A 20,047-nucleotide genomic window follows, 5' to 3' on the forward strand; every position below is an offset into this window, starting at 1 on the left:
TGGAAGCGCGGGCCCGTTGGGCCCCGAACACCTTACGCGGCGGCGGGTGCGGCGGCCTCGGCGAGCTTCTTCTCGATGTCGCGCTTGAGCAGGCGCGCCGTCTGGGACAGCTCGATCTCGCGGGCCTTGACGAGGAAGGCGTCGAGGCCGCCGCGGTGCTCGACCGAGCGCAGCGCGTGGGCGGTCACCCGCAGGCGGACGCGGCGGTTGAGGGCGTCCGACTGCAGCGTGACATTGCAAAGGTTCGGCAGGAACCGGCACTTGGTCTTGTGGTTCGAGTGGCTCACGAGGTGGCCGACCTGGACGGCCTTGCCCGTAAGTTCGCAGCGACGCGACATCGTTACAGTCCTGTCAACGTTTGGCCGGGTCTCGGCGCTCTGGTATCCGGCAAAGCCGCACGGCTCTCGCGCCGCGGGCGTCGAACCCACGCATCAATCGATTGCGGCGGAGTCCTATGGGAGTGGCGAGCCTATAGGGGAGGCTCGCCGGATTCGTCAAGGTATCGAGGGCGATCCCGCTCTTTCTTTGGTGAGCCTCAATCGCCGGCGCCCGCCTCCGCGGGCTTAGGCTTTTCGCTTCGCCAGACGCCTCGGCTTTGCCGAGGCCGCTGCGCGGGGCGCTCTTCGCGCCCGGTCATATGGAAACAGGCTTTGGGGCTCAGCGGGTCTGCGGCGCGAGTCCGGCCGTGCGGGCCTGCTTCGGTGCGCCGGGGCGGCCCGACATCGCCCGCAGGGACTGCACGTTGGCTGCCGCCTCCACCGGTCCGAGATCCTGGCGCAGCACCGTCTCGGCCTCGTCGTAGCGGCCCTTCAGGCCCAGCACCAGGGCGAGGTTCTGGCGCACCCGCGCGTCGGCCCGCGGCTGGGCGGCGGCGCGGCGCAGGATCTCCTCGGCGACGTCGAGGCGGCGCGACAGCGCGTAGGACAGGCCGAGATTCGACAGGATGCGCGGCTCCTCGGGTGCGATCTTCAGCGCCGCCTCGTAGAGCCCCTGGGCGCGGGCGTGGTCGCCGGTCTGATCGGCCACCATGCCCTGGGCCGAGAGCACGCGCCAATCCGGCTGAGCCGGGCTGTGGGCGTTCTGGAGAACCTCGTTGGCCTCCTGATATCGGCCGGCCTCGGCCAGAGTCTTGCCGTAGGCGGCGAGCACCGCCTTGTCCTTCGGGTTGCGAAGCGCCGTCTGCTGCAGCACGGCGGCGGCCTGCGAGCGCTGGTCGGTCGCCCGCAGGGCCTCGGCGTAGCGCATGGCGGCGCGCACGTCGTTGGGATCGGAATTGTAGCGGGCGGCCAGCGCCTCGACATCGGCCCGCGCGGCCCGCTCGGGCTCCGACCTGCCGAACAACGAGGAGCCGATCGAGCCGGTGGTCTCGGGTGAGCGCGACTGGCAGGCCGAGGCCGCCAAGCCGACCAGGGCGGCGGCGATGAGGCGCCGGGAGCGGACGATCCGGGTCGCGCGCACCGTTGCACCGACGGTCCGTGTCATCTCAGATCTCCACTCCACAAACCGGCCCTCGCTTGCGCCCTGCCGACCTCGGGGTGATAGAGAATTAACCCTAATCACCGGTTAAGCTCCCACCGCGCATGGCTTCCACGCTCCTCGCCCCCGGCACCGACGCGATCCCGATCCATCTCGTGAGCGAGGCCGGATGGTCCTCCCTGGAGGCCGCGTTGACGCCGCTCCAGCGCGGCTTCGCCAAGGCGAGCGGCTTCGTGCCGAAGGCCGGACGGCTCGCGCTCCTGCCCGCCGAGGACGGGGCCCTGGCGGCGGTGCTGTTCGGCCTCGGTGATCCGGCGGCGACGGGCTTCGACCGCTTCCTGCCCGGCAAGCTCCCCGGCGCCCTGCCCGCGGGCGACTATCGCTTGGCGCCCACGGAGGGGATCGATCCGGCCGAAGCGGCGCTCGCTTGGCTCCTCGGCGGCTACCGGTTCGAGCGCTACCGCAAATCCGGCGCCGAGCGGCCCCGCCTCGTCGCGCCGGACGGCGTCGATGCGGATCGGCTCGCCCGGATCGCGGCGGCGGTCGCGAGCGGACGCGACCTCGTCAACACCCCATCGAACGATCTCGGCCCCGCCGAGATCGAGGCGGCGATCCGCGCGCTCGCCGAGCGTTTCGGCGCCACCGTCGCGGTCACGAGGGGCGAGGATCTGCAGAAGGAGTTCCCGCTGGTCCACGCGGTGGGCGCCGCCTCGCCGCGGGCGCCGCGGCTGATCGACCTGACCTGGGGGGCGGCGGATGCCCCCCGCGTCACCCTCGTCGGCAAGGGCGTGGTGTTCGACACCGGCGGGCTCGACATCAAGCCGTCCGCCGGCATGCTGCTGATGAAGAAGGACATGGGAGGCGCCGCCGCCGCGATCGCGGCCGCCGAGATGATCATGGGCGACGGACTGCCCGTGCGGCTGCGGCTGATCGTGCCGAGCGTCGAGAACGCGATCTCGGGCGAGGCCTTCCGCCCCGGCGACGTGATCCGCTCGCGCGCCGGCCTCACCGTCGAGATCGGCAACACCGACGCGGAGGGCCGCCTGATCCTCGCCGACGCCCTGGCGCTCGCCGAGGCCGATGCGCCGGAACTGCTGATCGACTTCGCGACGCTGACCGGCGCCGCCCGCGTCGCGCTCGGCCCCGACCTGCCCGCCGTCTTCACCGAGGACGAGGGGCTGGCCGCGAGCGTCGCCGAGGCCGGTGCGGCCGTGAACGACCCGGTCTGGCGCCTGCCGCTGCACGCGCCCTATGCGAGCGGGCTCGACTCGAAGGTGGCCGACCTCAACAACGTCTCCGGCGGTCCGTTCGCGGGCGCGATCACCGCCGCGCTGTTCCTGCGCCGCTTCGCCCCGAAGACGAAGGCGCATCTCCACTTCGATCTCTACGGCTGGAACCCCTCGGCCAAGCCCGGCCGGCCCGAAGGCGGCGAGGTGCAGACGGCGCGGCTCGTCCACGCGCTGGTGGCGAGGCGCTACCCGGCGGCCTGATCCGACTCACACCGGCGGCGTCAGCCCCTCGCGGGCCAAGACGGTGCGCACGGCCGGACGCGCCGCCATGGCGCGGGCATGCGCCGTCCAGGCGGGGAACATCGCGTCCATCGGGAATCCGATCGCCGGTCCGCGCGCCCACAGCCAGAACACCAGCAGGTAGGGATCGACGATCGAGTAGGCGCCCTCCACGGCCCAGCCGCCGTTCGACAGGCGCACCTCCGTCATCGTGCAGAGGTCTCCGAACGTGTCGGCGCCCTTGGTGCGGATCGCATCGAACGCCGCTTCGTCGGCCGCATAGCGCTCCGGCCGGCGGACCTGCGCGTAGGCCACCTGATGCGCGGTCGCGAGCCAGCCGAGCCACTCGTCGGCGAGGGCCGCCGGCCGCGGCGCGGCCGGCACGAGACCCGCTTCGGGATGCGCGCGGGCGAGATGGCGCAGGATGGCGGAGACCTCCGTCAGCACCCACCCGTCCTCGTAGAGCGCCGGCACACGGCCGCGCTCGTTGACCGAGAGGAATTCCGGCGCCCGCTGGTCGCCCCTGGCGAGATCGAGCCGCACCGTCTCGAACGGCGCGCCGATCTCCTCCAGCACGATGTGCACGGCGAGCGAGCAGGCGCCCGGCGCGTAGTAGAGGGTGCGAGCGGTCATGGCGGGCTCTCAGCTCGGATGGCGACCTTCGCACCGTCCGTCTGATTCGGCAGGCCGGCCTCGAGATCGGTGTCGGGCGCGCCCTCAACCCCCTTACCGGAGGCCGGATCGACCGCTGCGATCCCGGACCCGCCGACGTTGCGCAGCGGCCAATCCATGACTTTCGTTCGATTCCATAGCTTCGGCGGCTGCGCCGTTCGCCGACAACCACGGGACGCGGGAATCGTTCGATCAGCACTAACAAACATTAGGGCGCTTCAACGCCAGGTCGGATCAAGAAGCCTGCCAGGGATTATCTTGGTACGCGATGTCGCAGAACCCTCGAGGAACCTGCGGGAACCCAGCGGGGATGCATAAGACCCCTAATCTATGTTGGCGCAGGCCCCGATCATTCGCGGGACAAAAGTGGCAGCGGGGGCATTCGCCCTTGCACATGTCCGTGACCGCCACAGGACCTGATGCCTAAGACTGCCCTGGCCGAAGCCATCCCATCCATGGACGAGTTGCCCATGGTCGCCGTCGACGTCCAGCACCGACTCGGCACGCTGCTCGCCGAAGCCTATGCCCGAATGCCGGGGAATCCGGCCTCCGACGCGAGCCGCTTCGATGAACTCCTCGCGCGCCTGGACACCGTGCTGGTGGCGCAGGAGGGGCGCGACGAGAAATCGTTCCGCTCCGAGATCATCGCGATGACGCCGCGGCTCTACAACTTCGCGATGTCGCTGACCAAGAACCCGTCCGCCGCCGACGACCTCGTGCAGGACACCTTCCTGCGGGCGTGGCGCAGCCGGGCACGCTTCACCGTCGGCACCAATCTCGGCGCGTGGCTGTTCACCATCATGCGCAACGCCTTCTACTCGCGCCACCGCAAGGAGGTGCGCGAGATCGCCGACAGCGACGGCGACTACGCCGACCGGCTGGCGGCCGCCCCCGAGCAGTCCGGCCACGTCGATCTCCTCGACGCGCAGACGGCGCTCACCAAGCTGCCGCTGCCGATGCGGCAGGCGCTGATCCTCGTGGCCATCGAGAACCTCAGCTACGAGGAGGCCGCCACCGTGATGAACTGCCGGATCGGCACGGTGAAGAGTCGTGTCTGGCGCGCCCGCGAGCAACTGGCGCAGATCCTCGGCTACGACGCCAGCGACGTCGGCTCCGACAGCATGACGCTGTCGGCGGTGGGCCAGCAGGCCTGGGTGTCGTGAGGTAGATTCGAACGAGTCACACCGTCATTCCGGGGCCGCGAAGCGGAACCCGGAATGACGGCGGGGAGGCTTCACGCGCTCATCGGCAGTTGCAGCCGCGGCAGGCCCGAACGGCGCGCCAGCCCGAACTCCTTGAGCGAGATCACCTCCACCGGCTGATCCCGGCGCGCGACGACGACGCTGTTGTCGGGCACCGGGGTCCAGCTCTCGTGCTCCTTGTCGAGGGGCTCGGAGACCACGACCACGCCGTCCGCCGACTGGCGGTAATACATGCTGTTGGCCGCATCGTTGGCCGCGTAGCGGAAGGCGTAGAGGTCGCGCCCGTCGGCGAGCGCCGCGGTGAAGCGGAACGGATGCCCGTCGTCGATACCGCCGACGAGCTCCGTCACCCGCGCCAGCGCGCGGGCCGTCGCCGTGATCGGATCGCGCGGCTCGTCCGAGGCCATCAGGCCCTGGCCGAGGATCGCCAGGAACAGGGCCTCCGAATCGGTCGTGCCGTTGCGCGAGGGGTAGAGCTCGTCCGGGATCAGCGCCTCGATGGGGCGACGCAGGCGCGCCCAGTCGCCGACATAGCCGTTGTGCATGAACAGCCACTTCCCGCAGGCGAAGGGATGGCAGTTCGGCCGGGTGATCGGCGTGCCGGTCGCAGCCCGCACATGGGCGAAGAACAGGTGCGAGGTGAGGTGGCGGCAGAGGTAGCGCAGGTTCTCGTCCGACCACGCCGGCTGGACCTCGCGGAACCGGCCGGGCTCCGGATGGTCGCCGTACCAGCCGAGCCCGAACCCGTCGCCGTTGGTCGCGGCGGTCGATTCGAGCGCCTTGATGCTCTGCGAGACCAGCGAATGCGCCGGCTCGGTGATGTAATGCTCCAGCGGGATCGTGCGGCCTCGGTAGGCGATCCAGCGACACATCGATTCGGTGCTCCAGCCCGTGAGCGTTTCGTGTCACCGGCGCATCGGCGATGATCGTGGAGAATCCGCGTCACCTTGAGCGCAAAGTGGTGGCGGCGGGACCCCCATGGCATCTCGCCTCGTCCCATCCGCCTCCCTCATCCTGAGGTGCCCGCCTGGGCGGGCCTCGAAGGATGAGGAGGATGGATGGGAGTGGTGTCGTTGTACCCGGCGTTACACCCCGTGCGATTGCAGCCACGCCTCCAGCAAAGCCACCTGCCAGAGCTTCGAATTGCCCTTCGGCGTCAGCGTCCCATCCGGATCGGCGAGCAGCTTGTCGACGTAGGCGCGGTTGAACACGCCGCGCTCGCGCGCCACCGGCTTGTCGAGCATGTCGCGCACGAAGTCCATGAACGGCCCGCGAATGTGCTTGAGCGCCGGGACCGGGAAATAGCCCTTCGGCCGGTCGATCACCGCCGCCGGCACCACCTGCCGGGCGGCTTCCTTGAGGATGTATTTTCCGCCGTCGCGCACCTTCAGTTCGGCCGGGATCCGGGCGGCGAGTTCGACCAGCTCGTGATCGAGAAACGGCACGCGCGCTTCCAGGCCGCAGGCCATGGTCATGTTGTCCACGCGCTTGACCGGATCGTCCACCAGCATGATCTGCTGGTCGAGTTCGAGCGTCTTGTCGATGGCGCTGGCGCTCCTCGAATCGCCGAAGAAGCGGGCGAGGTAGTCGCGGCTGTAATCCGCGCCGATCAGGTCGGGCGAGAGGGCTTCCCGCATCTCCGCATGGTCGCGGTCGTGGTAGGCGCGGGCGTAGTCGGCGACCGGATCGGTCGAGCCCATCAGCTTCGGATACCAATGGTAGCCGCCGAACACCTCGTCGGCGCCCTGCCCGCTCTGGATCACCTTCACGTGCTTGGCCACCTCCTGCGACAGCAGCAGGAAGGCGACCGCGTCGTGGCTCATCTGAGGCTCGGCCATGGCGTGGATGGCGAGCGGCAGTGCGTCGAGGGTCTTCGAGCCGTCGACCACGAGCTTGGCGTGGTCGGTCTCGAACTCGGCGGCGATGATGTCGGAATACTTGAACTCGTCGCCCTCGACGCCGTTCACCGCGTCGAACCCGACCGAGAAGGTTTTCAGGCCCTTCTGGCCGTTGCGGGCGAGCAGCGCGACGATGACCGAGGAATCGAGCCCGCCCGAGAGCAGCACCCCGGTCGGCACGTCGGCGATCTGGCGGCGGGCGACCGCGGTGCCCAGCGAATCGAGCACCGCCTCGCGCCAATCGGCCTCGCTCATGCCGCGGTCGGCGTCGCGCGGGCTTATGACGAGCGACCAGTAGGTCTCCTTCCTCTGCGTGCCGTCCGGCTCCAGCGTCAGGATCGTCGCCGGGTGGATCTTTCGGATGCCCTTGAGGATCGTCAGCGGTGCGGGCACGCCCGCGTGCCAGCTCATGTAATGGTGCAGCGCCTCTCCATCGATCGAGGTGTCGACGTCACCGGCCGCCAGCAGCGCCGGCAACGACGAGGCGAAGCGGAAGCGCTTGCCCTTCTCGGCGTAGTAGAGCGGCTTGATGCCGAGCCGGTCGCGGGCGAGCACGACGCGGCCGGAATCACGCTCGTGCACCGCGAAGGCGAACATGCCGAGGAAGCGCTTCACGCAGTCCTTGCCCCAGGCATGGTAGGATTTCAGCACCACTTCGGTGTCGCTGGTGGAGAAGAAACGGTAGCCCTTCCCCTCCAGCTCGGTCCGCAAGTCCTTGTAATTGTAGATGCAGCCGTTGAAGACGAGGGTGAGCCCGAGTTCCGGATCGACCATCGGCTGCTGGCCGGCCTCGGACAGGTCGATGATCTTGAGCCGGCAATGGCCGAACACCACCGCGCCCTGGCCGTGGATGCCCGCGGCGTCCGGCCCGCGAGGGCTCAACACCGCCATCATGGCCCGCACCGCGCCGGCATCGGCCGGGCCGCCGAGGCTGATCTCTCCGCAGATTCCGCACATGCCGGTGGGTGATCCTCGTCGTGGTGGCGGGTCGCGCGAACTTGACCGGCAGAACGGGGGCGGGGCCGGGCCGTTCCCGAAGGGTCTGGAAAACTTCGCCGTCAGGCGCGCTCAAGCGATTTCCGAGCCAGCGCCGGATGGAAGCGCAGCAGCGCGGCGCCGATCGCCATCCAGGCGAGCACCACCAGCGGCCAGAGCGGGCCGGGCCAGCCGGGCAGCGGATAGAGGCTGTTGAAGAGCGGCCAGCCGAGCATCAGGCTCCCACCGAGCCCGACCGCGCACCAGCCCCAGGCCTTCGTGCGGGCCGCGAGCACGGCCTGGGCGAGGCCGACGCCCATGTAGACGAGGATCAGCGCCAGCGTCGCGACCGTGGCGAAGGCCTCGCTGAAGGCGCGCGGGCTCGTCCAGGCACCGAAGCCGACGAGGAAGATCAGCGTCAGTCCGCCGACGAAGCGCAAGGCGCGGGCCGGGACGCCGTGCGCCGGATCGAGCCGGGCGAAGCCGCTGCCGATCCCGCGCAGGCCCAACGCGTAGAGGACGCGCGCGGCCGCCGCTGCGGTGCCGAGCGCGCAGGCGAGCGAGCTGATGCCGGCAGCCGTATCGAGGAAGATGCCGTAGCCACGGGAGACGTAGCGGATCGCGAGCGTATCGAGGGGCGCCGGGTCGCGCGCCAGTTCCTCGATCCTGTCGAGCCCGTAGCCGAGCACCTGCGCGTAGGAGACGAGGCCGTAGAGAAGCGTCGCTGTCGCCAGCGAGCCGAGGATGGCGAGGGGAATCGCCCGGTGCGGGTCGCGGGTCTCCTCCGCCACGGTCGCCGCCCCCTCGAAGCCCGCGAGCGAGAGCACGGCGAACACCATGCCGTAGCCGAGTCCCGACAGGCCGCGCTCCGGATCGGGCCGCAGCGGGGCGGCATCGAGCGGCACTTGGCTCAAGATGACGACGGCGAGCGCCACGATCGCAAGCACGGCCACCGCCTCGATGACGAGCATCACCGTGGTGGCGAGCCGGATTTCGCGCCCGCCGAGTCCGATAACGCCAAGCCCCCCGAGGAACGCGAGCACGAGCCAGAGCCGGGGATGATCGAAGCCGAGATGCGCCAGCGCGACCGACAGGAAACCGCCGACCAGCGCCGTCGCCGAGGCCAGAAAGGCGAGGTAGGCGAGCAGCAGCCCCCAGCCGGCCAGGAATCCGAGCCGGTCGCCCAGCACCGCGCTCACGTAGGAGGCGGCCGAGCCCGCACTCGCGATGCGCCGGCTGAAGGCGACGAAGGACAGTCCGATCAGCGCCATCGCGGCGCCGCCGACGAGGAAGGCCAGCGGCGCCGCCCGTCCCGCCGCCTGCGCGGCGAGCGGCACGTTGAACGCCATGGCGAGCGTCGGCGCGATGATCGCCAGCGACAGGACGAAGGCCTGGAAGGCCGAGAGGGTGGGGCGGAACGTCGTCATGCGGGAATGGCTCGCAAGGACGGCGCCGCGGGGCAAGGCGAGGGAGGGATGACGCGTTGTGTTTCTCATCCGTCGTTCCGGGGCCGCGAAGCGGAACCCGGAATCCCGACTGGCCTCGACGCCGTGTGAAGCCGCGCATCACGGATGGATTCCGGGTTCGCTTCGCAACCCGGAATGACGGTGACGGTCGAATTCATGCTCTCTAAAAACAGATGGAGTCGATTGACGTGGGCCCCCACATCGCTTAATCCGCCCGCCTCACTTCGCGAGACAACCGGCAACGGAATCGACGATGCGCACGGGTCTTATCGTAACGGAAGCGCCACGGAACGGGCGGGCCTGATCGCAGGCCCGAAAGACCCGGTCGGTGGCGCATGCAGGGTCCCTTCGGGGCCCTTTTTTGTTGCCGAAACCCCTACGCCCCGAGACATGCAGACAGCGTCACAAAAAACGGATTGATGGAGGAGTCGATGAGCGGCGAGGTCATGACCGGAGCCCAGATGGTCATCCGGGCGTTCCAGGATCAGGGGGTGGACACCCTGTTCGGCTATCCGGGCGGCGCGGTGCTCCCGATCTACGACGCGCTCTTCGACGAGACTACGATCAACCACGTGCTCGTGCGCCACGAGCAGGGCGCGGTCCACGCGGCCGAGGGCTATGCCCGCTCCTCGGGCAAGGTCGGCGTCGTCCTCGTCACGTCCGGGCCGGGTGCCACCAACATCGTCACCGGACTGACCGACGCGATGCTGGATTCGATCCCGCTGGTCGCCGTCACAGGGCAGGTGCCGACGCACCTGATCGGCTCCGACGCGTTCCAGGAATGCGACACGGTCGGCATCACCCGGCACTGCACGAAGCACAATTATCTGGTCAAATCGATCGACGACCTGCCGCGCATCCTGCACGAGGCGTTCTACGTCGCGAGCCACGGGCGGCCGGGCCCCGTCGTCGTCGACCTGCCCAAGGACATCCAGTTCGCCTCCGGCGTCTACCGGCGCCCGAGCCAGAACGGGCACAAGACCTACAACCCGCCGGTCAAGGGTGACGCGGAAAAAATCCGAACCGCTGTCGAGCTGATGGCCTCGGCGCGCCGCCCCGTCTTCTACACCGGCGGCGGCGTCATCAATTCGGGGCCGCACGCCTCGAAGCTGCTGCGCGAGCTGGTCGCCGAGACGGGCTTTCCCGTCACCTCGACCCTCATGGGCCTCGGCGCCTTCCCGGCCTCGGACGACAAGTTCCTCGGGATGCTGGGCATGCACGGCACCTACGAGGCCAACCTCGCGATGCACGAGTGCGACGTGATGATCTGCGTCGGCGCGCGTTTCGACGACCGCATCACGGGGCGCCTCGACGCCTTCTCGCCGTTCTCGAAGAAGATCCACATCGACGTCGACGCCTCCTCGATCAACAAGGTCGTCAAGGTCGATGTCGGCATCCTCGGCGATTGTGCCGCCGTGCTGGAGGAGATGCTGGCGCAGTGGCGCGCCCTGCCGAAGCAGCCCGACCAGGGCCGCATGGAGGACTGGTTCAACAAGATCAGCCGCTGGAAGTCGCGCGACTGCCTCGCCTACTGGCCGTCGGGCACGATCATCAAGCCGCAATACGCGGTGCAGCGGCTCTACGAGGCGTGCAAGGACCGCAAGACCTTCGTCACGACCGAGGTCGGCCAGCACCAGATGTGGGCGGCGCAGTACTTCAAGTTCGAAGAGCCGAATCGCTGGATGACCTCCGGGGGGCTGGGCACCATGGGCTACGGCCTGCCGGCCGCCATCGGCACGCAGCTCGCCAATCCGGACGGGCTCGTGATCGACATCGCGGGCGAGGCCTCGATCCTGATGAACATGCAGGAGCTCTCGACCGCGGTGCAGTACCGCCTGCCGGTCAAGATCTTCATCCTCAACAACGAGTACATGGGCATGGTGCGGCAGTGGCAGGAGCTGCTGCACGGCTCGCGCTACTCGCAGAGCTACTCGGAGAGCCTGCCGGACTTCGTCAAGCTGGCCGAGGCCTACGGCGCCAAGGGCATCCGCTGCGAGAAGCCGGGCGAACTCGACGCGGCGATCAAGGAGATGCTCGACTACGACGGGCCGGTTATCTTCGACTGCGTCGTGGACAAGACCGAGAACTGCTTCCCGATGATCCCGTCGGGCAAGGCGCACAACGAGATGCTGCTGTCGGACTATCTCGGCGAGACCGGGGTCGAACTCGGCGACGTCATCTCGGCCGAGGGCAAGATGCTGGTCTGATCGAAGCCCCTCGCGCACGAGGGCGACGGCCATGCACGGCTTGTCCCCGCGGGACGCCTTAGGGCGTCCCGCGCCGCAGCCCGAGAGCGGCGGCGAGGCGGGCGCCGAGCTGCGGCTTCGGCAGCGCGTCGTGCCGGCGCGGGTCGAGCCGCGGCACGGTGGCCGCGCGCGCGGCTGGCGCCATCTCGGAGCGCTTGCGCAGGAGCACGAAGAACTCGTCCTCGCGCGTGCGCGTCGGCTCCAGTGTGGCGCATTCGAACGGCAGCAGGCCGAGGCTCAGCACCTCTTCGAGCGCGACCGCGAAGCTGAACGGCGTGAACACCGAGCAGTGGACGTCGGTGTAGCTGCCGTCCCGTGCGATCCGCTCGACGGCCTCGAACGCCGCGGCCGGGCCGCCGGTCAGCGGGCGCATCGCCACCGGTCGACCCTGCCAGACGGCGCGGCGGTCGATCGCGCAGGCGCGGGCGAAATGCTCGTAGACGATCGAGAGCGGGGGCTTGCGCAGGCCGGCGAGACGCGCGGCGAGGAGCGCGCCGACGCTGGTGGGGGTGCGGAAGTGGTCGAAGGTGAAGCGCTTGTCCGGCACGATCAGGCAGAACACGCCGCCCTCGCGCAGGGTGGTCGCGGCCTCCGCCAGCCAGCCGAGGGGATCGGGGATGTGCTCGACGACGTGCGAGGCGACGATGTAATCGACCGGGCCGCGCTCGCCCAGCGCCTCGGGCAGGCCGCCCTCGCCGAGCACGATGTCCACGGGGACGATGCCGTCGATGCCCGAAGGCCCGAGCGTCGGGTGCTGGCGGTAGTGGTGGCGCAGGCCGTCGGTCGGCATGTGGTCGGCGTAGAGCACTTCGCCGCCCATTTCGCCGTCGCTCTTGAGGATGAGCGGGTGAGCGAGGGGTCCGATCTCGACGCCGGTTCGTCCGCGCGGCAGGACGAGGTTCAAGACACGCTGGCGCCGATCCATGGCGGGGCCGGTATCACGCCGCCGGGAGGCGGGTCCAGCATCAAGGCCGCGGGGGCGGCCGCCGGCGCTCGAGGCCGGAGCAAAGAGAGAAGACGAGGAACGCCCCGATGAACGCCATGAACACCCACTATCCCGAGCCCACCCGGATCGAGCCGGTCAACCGCCACACGCTCGCGGTGATCGTGGACAACGAGCCCGGCGCGCTCGCCCGCATCGCCGGCCTGTTCTCGGGCCGCGGCTACAACATCGAGAGCCTGACCGTCTCCGAGACGGAAGAAGCGCGCCACATCTCGCGCATCACCATCGTGACCACGGGCACGAACGCGGTGATCGACCAGATCAAGGCGCAGCTCGACCGGCTCGTGCCGGTCCACCGGGTCGTCGATCTGACGCTTCAGGGCCAGGCGCTGGAGCGGGAGCTCTGCCTCGTGAAGGTCGTCGGCCTCGGCGAGCACCGCAGCGAGGCGCTTCGGCTCGCCGCCGCCTTCGGCGCCCGGACGCTCGATGCGACGCTCAACTCCTTCGTGTTCGAGCTGACCGGCTCGACCGAGGAGATCGACCGCTTCATCCGGCTTCTCACCGTGATCGGCCTCGTCGAGATCTCCCGCACCGGCATCGCCGCCATGGCCCGCGGCTCCGAGCCGCTATAGGGCGCATTCGCGCCCAGCCGCTTCGGACGGCTCGCGCTGGAGCGGACGTCTCCAGCGCGATCGGCCCGCGCGGGTGCGACGATGGCGCCGAAGGCTCTCGGCGGAAGGGGTCGAGCGGATCGGGATGCGAGGTGCCGCGGACACCGCATCCGGGGTCGCACGAGACGGCCGCATCGGGGCCGATCCCGGCGCCGCCGGCCGGAAAACCGCTACAACCCGATCAACTCGGCGATCGCCTGTGCTCCCGCGGCCGGGGAATGCTCGCCCGAGGCCACCGACTTCTCGGCCTCGGCAGTGGCCTTGCGCACCTCGGCGGTGCCGACGAGGCGCTGGTGCAGGCGCTCGTGGACCAGCGCCCACATCCACTTCACATCCTGCTCGCGGCGCTTCTTCTCGATCTCGCCGGTGGCGGTGAGCTTCTGGCGGTGGTCCTCGATCTTGGACCACAGGGCGTCGAGCCCCTTGCCGTGCAGCCCCGAGATCGTGACCACCGGCGGCGTCCACGTGGACGACGGCGGCGTCAGGATGTGGAGCGCCGCGCGGTACTCGGAGGCCGCGGCGCCGGCGCGGCGCTCGCCCTCGCCGTCGTCGGCCTTGTTGACCGCGATCATGTCGGCGAGTTCGAGAATCCCCTTCTTGATGCCCTGCAGCTCGTCGCCCGCGCCCGGCAGCATCAGCACGAGGAAGAAGTCGGTGAGGTCGGCCACCGCCGTCTCCGACTGGCCGACGCCGACGGTCTCGACCAAAATCACGTCGAAGCCCGCCGCCTCGCACAGAAGCATCGTCTCGCGGGTCTTGGCGGCGACGCCCCCCAACGTGCCCGAGGAGGGCGAGGGCCGGATGAAGGCGTTGCGGTCGTGCGAGAGCCGCGCCATCCGGGTCTTGTCGCCGAGGATCGAGCCGCCGGTGCGGGTCGAGGACGGATCGACGGCGAGCACCGCCACCCTGTGCCCGGCCTCCGTCAGCAGCGAGCCGAGCGTGTCGATCGTGGTCGACTTGCCGACGCCCGGCACGCCGGTGATGCCGACTCGGATCGCCTTGCCGGTCTGCGGCAGCACGGCGTCGATCAGGTCGCGCACGCAGGCCCGGTGATCGGCCCGGCGGGATTCGGCCAGCGTGATCGCGCGGGCCAAGGCGGCGCGGTCGCCCGCGAGCAGGCGTTCACGGAGTTTGTCGATATCGGGCAGGACGGCGCTCATCCCGTCTTCATGCCGGGCGGACGCGCACGCGTCGAGGGGGGAGCGGGGCCGATCCTGCCCCGCCATGGTCAAGATCCTGCGCGAAACCCGCCGCCTTGCCGGGGGACGAACCACCCATGACATCCGACGCGACCCGCCGCTCCTTCCTGCGCCTCGCGACTGCGGCCGGCCTCGCGCCCACCCTGTCGGCCTGCGTGATGGACGGGCTCGCCACCGGCACGGTCGCCGAGACGCAATCGGCGCTCGACGTGAGCCCGGTGCTCCTGGTCGCCACCACCCGTAAGCCGGTCTCCGGCAACCCGCCGAAGGCGCCGTTCTTCGGCTCCGATCGCGGCCGGGGGCTGAGCTTCACCGAGGCGCGCATGTCGGCGCCCGACCGCTCGCTGATCGGCAAGGTCTCGGCGGTGGTCTCGGGCGATTGGGGCGTGCGCTCGGTCGGCGAGGTCACGACCGGCGCCGCGGCAGCCTCTGCCTTCGCGCAGGCCAGTTTCGGCCGCGACGTGCTGATCTACGTCCACGGCTACCGCGAGAGCTTCGAATCGGCCGCCGTCAGCGCGGCGCGGCTCTCCGACGGCGTGCGCTTCGCCGGCGCGTCCGCCCTGTTCACGTGGCCGTCGGCGGCGGCGACCTTCGATTACGGCTACGACCGCGAGTCGGCACTGTGGTCGCGCGACGCCTTCCAGGACCTGCTCAAGGCCTTCGCCTCGTCGCCCAGCGGCGGGCGCATCCACATCGTCGCCCATTCGATGGGCACGCTGCTGACCTTGGAGACGTTGCGCATGCTGCGCGCCGAGGCCGGCGAGGCGGCGGTCGCGCGGATCGGCGCCGTAGTGCTGGCCGCTCCCGACATCGACATCGACCTCTTCACCAACGGCGTCGAGCGGCTCGGCCCCGATGCCAAGCGCATCACCGTGATCTCGGCCACCAACGATCGGGCGCTCGAAATTTCCGGTGCCATCGCGGGCGGCATCGTGCGCGCGGGGGCGGCCGACCGCGAGCGGCTGGAGGCGCTCGGCGTGCGGGTGGCCGACGCTTCCGATTACGGCGGCGGCCTGTTCAACCACGACCTGTTCCTGACGAACAAGGACGTGCAGGGCGTGGTCAAGCGCGCCATCGCGCGGGGCAGCAATGGCGGTTGATTCAGAGGGCCTCAAGCGCCGGCAGCCGCCTCCGCGGCTTTGACGCACGCTTCGCTAGACGCCTCGGCCAAGGCCGAGGCCCGCCGCGCTCTTCGCGCACCGCCATTCGGAACCATCGCTCGGGTCCGAGCGACGGCTCCGCCGAAATCGTCGCGCGGCCAATCGACGAATCCGGTGCGGTCGGCCTACAAGCCGGCGGCTCCATCCTTAAGAGGCAAGCCCATGTTCACGCTCGAGATCGACGGCACGGCGATCGCGGTCATCAACGGCGACGAGGCGACCGCCCGCGACCTGTTCACCTGTGACGGCTTCAAGGAGGACATCCGCACGCTCACCGTCGACGGCAGTCCGATCTGGAACGGCACCTCCGAGCTGAAGGTGCGCCCGGCGAGCCAGGACGAGATCGACGAATTCGACGAGGCCATCGCCGCCGACCAGAGCGACGGCGATTTCGAGCCCGATCCGCAGCACGCGGGCGACGCGTCCGACGACGAGGAGGACGAGGCCGACATCGTGTTCCTCGTCGACATCGACGACGAGGACGAGGAGCAGGACGAGGCCTGAGCAGCTGAAATCCCCATCACCATCCTCATCCTGAGGTGGCGCCGCGAAGCGGTGCCCTCGAAGGACGGCTCCAGCGGATCGCGCGATTTCCGGAGCCCTCCTTCGAGGCTCAGCCTTCGGCCGAGCACCTCAGGATGAGGAGAATGGTTGGAATGAGCGCGCGTGATCCGCTCACCACCACGCCCTGCCGGCCCCGAGCGGCGGCAGGCCGAGATGCGCCGCGACCGAGGCGCCGATGTCGGAAAAGGTCTCGCGCCGGCCGAGCGGACCCGGCGCGATCCCCGGCCCGAAGGCCAGGACCGGCACCTGCTCGCGGGTGTGCTCGGTGCCGTGCCAAGTCGGGTCGTTGCCGTGGTCGGCGGTGACGAGGCAGAGGTCGCCCGCCCCCAGCGCCGCCCGGATGTCGGGAAGACGCGCGTCGAACGCTTCAAGCTCCGCCGCGTAGCCCGGCACGTCGCGGCGGTGGCCGTGCTCGGTGTCGAAATCCACGAGGTTGAGGAAGACGAGCCCGCCCTCCGGCAACTCGGCAAACGCCGCGAGCGCCGCGTCGAGGCAGGCGGCGTTGCCGCCGGGCTTGATCTCTTCGCCCGTCGCACGGTGCGCAAAGATGTCGCCGATCTTGCCGACGCTGACGATTTTTTGGCCCGCGGACTCAGCCACATCGAGCAGGGTGTCGGCCGGGGGCGCGACCGAAAAATCCCTGCGCCGTCCGGTGCGGCGGAAGCCGGTCTCGGCGTCGCCGAGGAAGGGCCGGGCGATCACCCGGCCGACGCGGTAGGGGTCGCAGAGCCTGCGGGCGATGCGGCAGGTCTCGTAGAGCCGCTCCAGCCCGAACGCCTCTTCGTGGGCGGCGATCTGGAAGACGCTGTCGGCCGATGTGTAGCAGATTGGCCGGCCCGTCCGGACATGCTCGGCGCCCAGTTCGTCGATGATCGCAGTGCCGGAGGCGTGCCGGTCGCCGAGGATGCCCGGCAGGCCAGCCTCGTCCACGAGCGCGGCGATCAGTTCCGGCGGGAAAGCCGGGCGGGTGTCGGGGAAGTGGCCGAACGCCTCCAGCACCGGCACGCCCGCGATCTCCCAATGGCCGGACGGCGTGTCCTTGCCGGCGGCCGTCTCGACGGCGTGGCCCCAAAGTGCCCGCACGGCGCCGACCGGCGCGAGGCCCGGCGGCACCCGGCCGGTGGCGCCCCGGCAGGCGAGGCCGAGGCCGAGCGCAGCGAGGTTCGGTAGCCGAAGCGGGCCGGTGCGCAGGCCCGGCCGGTCGCCGCGGCCCTCCGCGCAGGCCTCGGCGATGTGGCCGACCGTGTCCGAGCCCGCATCGCCGTAGCGGGCGGCGTCCGGAGCGCCGCCGATGCCGACGGAATCGAGGACGATGAGGAGGGCCCGGGCCATGGTCAGGCCGGGACCGGCTCGGCGGTGGTGGCCGCGTCGAGTTCGAACGCCGCCGCGAACAGGGTGCGGGTGTATTCGGTCTGGGGCGCCTCGAAGATCCGGTCGGCGGGCCCCTCCTCCACCACCTGTCCGTGCTGCATGACGAGCACGTAGTTGGAGAGGGCGCGCACCACCTTCAGATCGTGGCTGATGAACAGGTAGGCGAGACCGCGCTCGCGCTGGAGGTCGCGCAGCAGCGTCACGATCTGCGCCTGCACCGAGCGGTCGAGCGCCGAGGTCGGCTCGTCGAGGACGACGAAGCGCGGGTTCAGCACGATGGCGCGGGCGATGGCGATGCGCTGGCGCTGGCCGCCGGAGAATTCGTGCGGGTAGCGGTCCATCGCCGCCGGATCGAGGCCGACATCGGTGAGCGCCTTGGCGACCCGCGTCCGGCGCTCGGCGGAGGACTTCACCTGCCCCTGCACCTCCAGCCCTTCGGCGACGATGTCGCCGACCGACATCCGCGGCGAGAGCGAGCCGTAGGGGTCCTGGAACACCACCTGCATGTCCTTGCGCAGCGGACGCATCGCCTTGGCGCCGTAATCCTCGATGCGTTGTCCGAGGAAGACGATCGGCCCCTCGGATTCGGTCAGCCGCAGCAGAGCGAGGCCGAGCGTGGTCTTGCCCGAGCCGGACTCGCCGACGACCCCCACCGTCTCGCCGGCCCGCACCAGAAGCTTCACGCCGTCGACCGCCTTGACGTGGCCGACGGTGCGCCGGAGCAGGCCTTCCTTCAGCGGGAACCACACCTTGAGCGGCCCGGCCTCCATCATCCACTCGGCCTTCGGATCGACCGGATTCGCCCGGCCGGAGGGCTCCGAGGCGAGGAGGCGCCGGGTGTATTCGTGCTGCGGCCGGGTGAAGACCTCGGCCACCGGCCCCGCCTCGACGATGCGCCCGCGCAGCATCACGCAAACCTCGCCCGCGAGCCGCCGGACGATGCCGAGATCGTGGGTGATGAACAGGATCGCCATGCCGAGCCGCTCTCGCAGGTCGGCGAGCAGAGCCAGGATCTGCGCCTGCACGGTCACGTCGAGCGCCGTCGTCGGCTCGTCGGCGACCAGCAGATCGGGCTCGCAGGCGAGCGCCATGGCGATCATGACGCGCTGGCGCTGCCCGCCGGAGAGTTCGTGCGGATAGGCCCCGAGCCGCCGCTCCGCGTCGCGGATGCCGACCAGATCGAGCAGTTCGAGGATTCGCTTGCGCGCCCCGCGGCCCTTCAGGCCCCGGTGAATCTCCAGCACCTCGCCGATCTGGCGCTGGATGGTGTGGAGCGGGTTGAGCGAGGTCATCGGCTCCTGGAACACCATGGTGATGTCCGCGCCGCGCACTTTTCGGAGTTCCTTCTCGGGCAACGTGAGTAGGTCGCGGCCCTTGAAGACGATCCGTCCGCCCGGATGATGCGCCGCTCCGTCGAGGAGCCGCAGGATCGACAGGGCCGTCACCGACTTGCCCGACCCGGATTCGCCCACCAGCGCCAGCGTCTCGCCCTTGCCGATGGAAAACGACACGCGGTCCACGGCCAGCGTATCGCCCTCGCGGGTGCGGAAGGCGACCGAGAGATCCTCGACGGTCAGAAGGGTGTCGCTCATCAGGCCCCGGCAGGATCAGGCGGACCGCCGGGCCGTGCCGGGCCTCGGGCGGAATTCAGGCGGTTGCCCCAGGTTATAGCGCGCGGGCCGACACACGCGAATCGTCCGCGGCGACGCGGAGCGCCGACGGTTTGTGTGCAATGCACCAGAAACGGCTACGCATCCGCGGCCGGCGTCCTAGATGAGCCGGCGTGCCCCGTCTCCTCGCCCTGATCCCGCCGGCCCTCGCCGCCGCCCTGGCCCTTGCCGATCCGGCCCGCGCCACCGCCTCGCCCGAGAGCGAGACCGTCGAGCAGGCGCTCTGCCGGCTGATCGAGGGCTCGGCCAGGGCCCAGAACCTGCCGGTGCCGTTCCTGACCCGGCTGATCTGGCGCGAGAGCAGTTTTCGCGTGGGCGTGGTGAGCCCGGCGGGAGCGCAGGGGGTGGCGCAGTTCATGCCGGGCACGGCCAGGGAGCGCGGCCTGACCGATCCGTTCGACCCGGAGCAGGCGATTCCTCACGCAGCCCACTTCCTGTCCGACCTGAAGCGCCAGTTCGGCAATCTCGGGCTCGCGGCGGCGGCCTATAACGGCGGGCCGGGCCGGGTCACGAACTGGCTCGCCGGCTCCGGCGGGCTGCCGGCCGAGACGCGGGCCTACGTCATCGCCATCACCGGCCGCCCGGCGGAGGATTGGCGACCCAACACCACCGTCGAACTGCCGGAGGGCGACGACAGGAAGACGGGCGAGAAGCCCGCGGACAAGCCGCCCGCGCCGGAGGCCGAGACGCAGAGCTGCCTTCAGGTCACCGCGGCACTGCGCATCCCGTCCCGCGGCGACCGCTTCGCGCTCGCGATCGAGGGCGGGCCGGCCGCGCCCTGGGGCATTCAGCTCGCCGGCAACTTCTCCAAGTCGCTGGCCCTGTCGAGCTTCCAGCGGGCGCGCACGCGCTATGCCGGCGTGATCGGCGAGGTGCGGCCGATGATCATCGGCACCCGCCTGCGCTTCCGCGGCACGCGCACGTTCTACCGCGTCCGCATCCCCGCCGAGACCCGCGGGGCGGCCGACGGGCTGTGCCAGAAGATCCGCGACGTCGGCGGCGCCTGCATCGTGCTGCGCACCTGAG

General features: G+C 70.2%; 18 protein-coding genes. 7 read left to right on the forward strand and 11 right to left on the reverse strand.

Going from position 1 to position 20,047, the window contains the following annotated elements; all coding sequences use genetic code 11:
- Window positions 1-32: 32 nt before the first annotated feature.
- The gene (gene rpmB, locus HNR00_RS22535) at window positions 33-338 is read right to left on the reverse strand and encodes a 50S ribosomal protein L28 (protein ID WP_183573300.1); all 306 of its coding nucleotides are present in this window, start codon (window positions 336-338) and stop codon (window positions 33-35) included.
- Between the two features lie 319 nt (window positions 339-657).
- Window positions 658-1,482: a tetratricopeptide repeat protein gene (locus HNR00_RS22540; protein ID WP_183573302.1), complete on the reverse strand. Its 825-nt coding sequence runs from the start codon at window positions 1,480-1,482 to the stop codon at window positions 658-660.
- 98 nt (window positions 1,483-1,580) lie between these two features.
- Between HNR00_RS22540 and HNR00_RS22545 the strand changes: the two genes are divergently transcribed.
- Complete coding sequence (locus HNR00_RS22545; RefSeq protein ID WP_183573304.1) at window positions 1,581-2,966, forward strand: leucyl aminopeptidase family protein; 1,386 nt, start codon at window positions 1,581-1,583, stop codon at window positions 2,964-2,966.
- Between the two features lie 6 nt (window positions 2,967-2,972).
- Here the strand turns inward: HNR00_RS22545 and HNR00_RS22550 are convergent, their stop codons facing one another.
- On the reverse strand, window positions 2,973-3,617 hold the full coding sequence (locus HNR00_RS22550; protein ID WP_183573306.1) for a glutathione S-transferase family protein: 645 nt from the start codon (window positions 3,615-3,617) through the stop codon (window positions 2,973-2,975).
- Window positions 3,614-3,775, reverse strand: coding sequence for a hypothetical protein (locus HNR00_RS22555; protein WP_183573308.1), 162 nt, complete (start codon window positions 3,773-3,775; stop codon window positions 3,614-3,616). Before HNR00_RS22555 ends, HNR00_RS22550 begins: the two co-directional genes overlap by 4 nt.
- Window positions 3,776-4,075: 300 nt before the next feature.
- On the opposite strand from HNR00_RS22555, the gene HNR00_RS22560 reads away from it, so the two are divergent.
- Complete coding sequence (locus tag HNR00_RS22560) at window positions 4,076-4,819, forward strand: sigma-70 family RNA polymerase sigma factor (RefSeq protein WP_183573310.1); 744 nt, start codon at window positions 4,076-4,078, stop codon at window positions 4,817-4,819.
- Window positions 4,820-4,890: 71 nt separating this feature from the next.
- Here the strand turns inward: HNR00_RS22560 and HNR00_RS22565 are convergent, their stop codons facing one another.
- The 3 genes from HNR00_RS22565 to HNR00_RS22575 form a co-directional block, all read right to left on the reverse strand.
- Entirely contained in the window at window positions 4,891-5,730 is an 840-nt protein-coding gene (locus tag HNR00_RS22565; protein WP_183573312.1) for a class II glutamine amidotransferase, read from the reverse strand.
- A gap of 213 nt (window positions 5,731-5,943) precedes the next feature.
- Window positions 5,944-7,713, reverse strand: a complete 1,770-nt coding sequence (locus tag HNR00_RS22570; RefSeq protein ID WP_183573314.1) for an N-acetylglutaminylglutamine amidotransferase — start codon at window positions 7,711-7,713, stop codon at window positions 5,944-5,946.
- A gap of 101 nt (window positions 7,714-7,814) precedes the next feature.
- A complete protein-coding gene (locus HNR00_RS22575; RefSeq protein ID WP_183573316.1) occupies window positions 7,815-9,158 on the reverse strand; it encodes an APC family permease in 1,344 nt (447 codons plus the stop codon).
- Between the two features lie 470 nt (window positions 9,159-9,628).
- Here HNR00_RS22575 and HNR00_RS22580 point away from each other — a divergent pair, with 470 nt between their 5' ends.
- Window positions 9,629-11,404, forward strand: coding sequence for an acetolactate synthase 3 large subunit (locus tag HNR00_RS22580; RefSeq protein WP_183573317.1), 1,776 nt, complete (start codon window positions 9,629-9,631; stop codon window positions 11,402-11,404).
- Between the two features lie 58 nt (window positions 11,405-11,462).
- Here the strand turns inward: HNR00_RS22580 and HNR00_RS22585 are convergent, their stop codons facing one another.
- Window positions 11,463-12,368 carry a methyltransferase domain-containing protein gene (locus HNR00_RS22585; RefSeq protein ID WP_183573319.1) on the reverse strand — a complete coding sequence of 302 codons (906 nt, stop codon included), beginning with the start codon at window positions 12,366-12,368 and terminating at the stop codon, window positions 11,463-11,465.
- A 107-nt stretch (window positions 12,369-12,475) separates the two neighbouring features.
- Between HNR00_RS22585 and ilvN the strand changes: the two genes are divergently transcribed.
- On the forward strand, window positions 12,476-13,018 hold the full coding sequence (gene ilvN / locus HNR00_RS22590) for an acetolactate synthase small subunit (protein WP_056242896.1): 543 nt from the start codon (window positions 12,476-12,478) through the stop codon (window positions 13,016-13,018).
- A gap of 209 nt (window positions 13,019-13,227) precedes the next feature.
- On the opposite strand, the gene meaB is transcribed toward ilvN, so the two are convergent.
- A complete protein-coding gene (meaB, locus tag HNR00_RS22595; protein ID WP_183573321.1) occupies window positions 13,228-14,217 on the reverse strand; it encodes a methylmalonyl Co-A mutase-associated GTPase MeaB in 990 nt (329 codons plus the stop codon).
- 116 nt (window positions 14,218-14,333) lie between these two features.
- Between meaB and HNR00_RS22600 the strand changes: the two genes are divergently transcribed.
- Window positions 14,334-15,356, forward strand: coding sequence for an alpha/beta hydrolase (locus HNR00_RS22600; RefSeq protein WP_183573323.1), 1,023 nt, complete (start codon window positions 14,334-14,336; stop codon window positions 15,354-15,356).
- Between the two features lie 222 nt (window positions 15,357-15,578).
- Window positions 15,579-15,920: a hypothetical protein gene (locus HNR00_RS22605; protein ID WP_183573325.1), complete on the forward strand. Its 342-nt coding sequence runs from the start codon at window positions 15,579-15,581 to the stop codon at window positions 15,918-15,920.
- Between the two features lie 171 nt (window positions 15,921-16,091).
- Here HNR00_RS22605 and HNR00_RS22610 read toward each other — a convergent pair whose 3' ends face one another.
- Window positions 16,092-17,312: a phosphopentomutase gene (locus HNR00_RS22610; RefSeq protein ID WP_183573327.1), complete on the reverse strand. Its 1,221-nt coding sequence runs from the start codon at window positions 17,310-17,312 to the stop codon at window positions 16,092-16,094.
- A 2-nt stretch (window positions 17,313-17,314) separates the two neighbouring features.
- Window positions 17,315-18,943, reverse strand: a complete 1,629-nt coding sequence (locus HNR00_RS22615; RefSeq protein ID WP_183573329.1) for an ABC transporter ATP-binding protein — start codon at window positions 18,941-18,943, stop codon at window positions 17,315-17,317.
- Between the two features lie 191 nt (window positions 18,944-19,134).
- Between HNR00_RS22615 and HNR00_RS22620 the strand changes: the two genes are divergently transcribed.
- Window positions 19,135-20,046 carry a lytic transglycosylase domain-containing protein gene (locus HNR00_RS22620; protein WP_183573331.1) on the forward strand — a complete coding sequence of 304 codons (912 nt, stop codon included), beginning with the start codon at window positions 19,135-19,137 and terminating at the stop codon, window positions 20,044-20,046.
- Window position 20,047: the final 1 nt, after the last annotated feature.

The sequence above is a fragment of the Methylorubrum rhodinum genome (assembly GCF_014199935.1).
Taxonomy (GTDB): Bacteria; Pseudomonadota; Alphaproteobacteria; order Rhizobiales; family Beijerinckiaceae; genus Methylobacterium; species Methylobacterium rhodinum.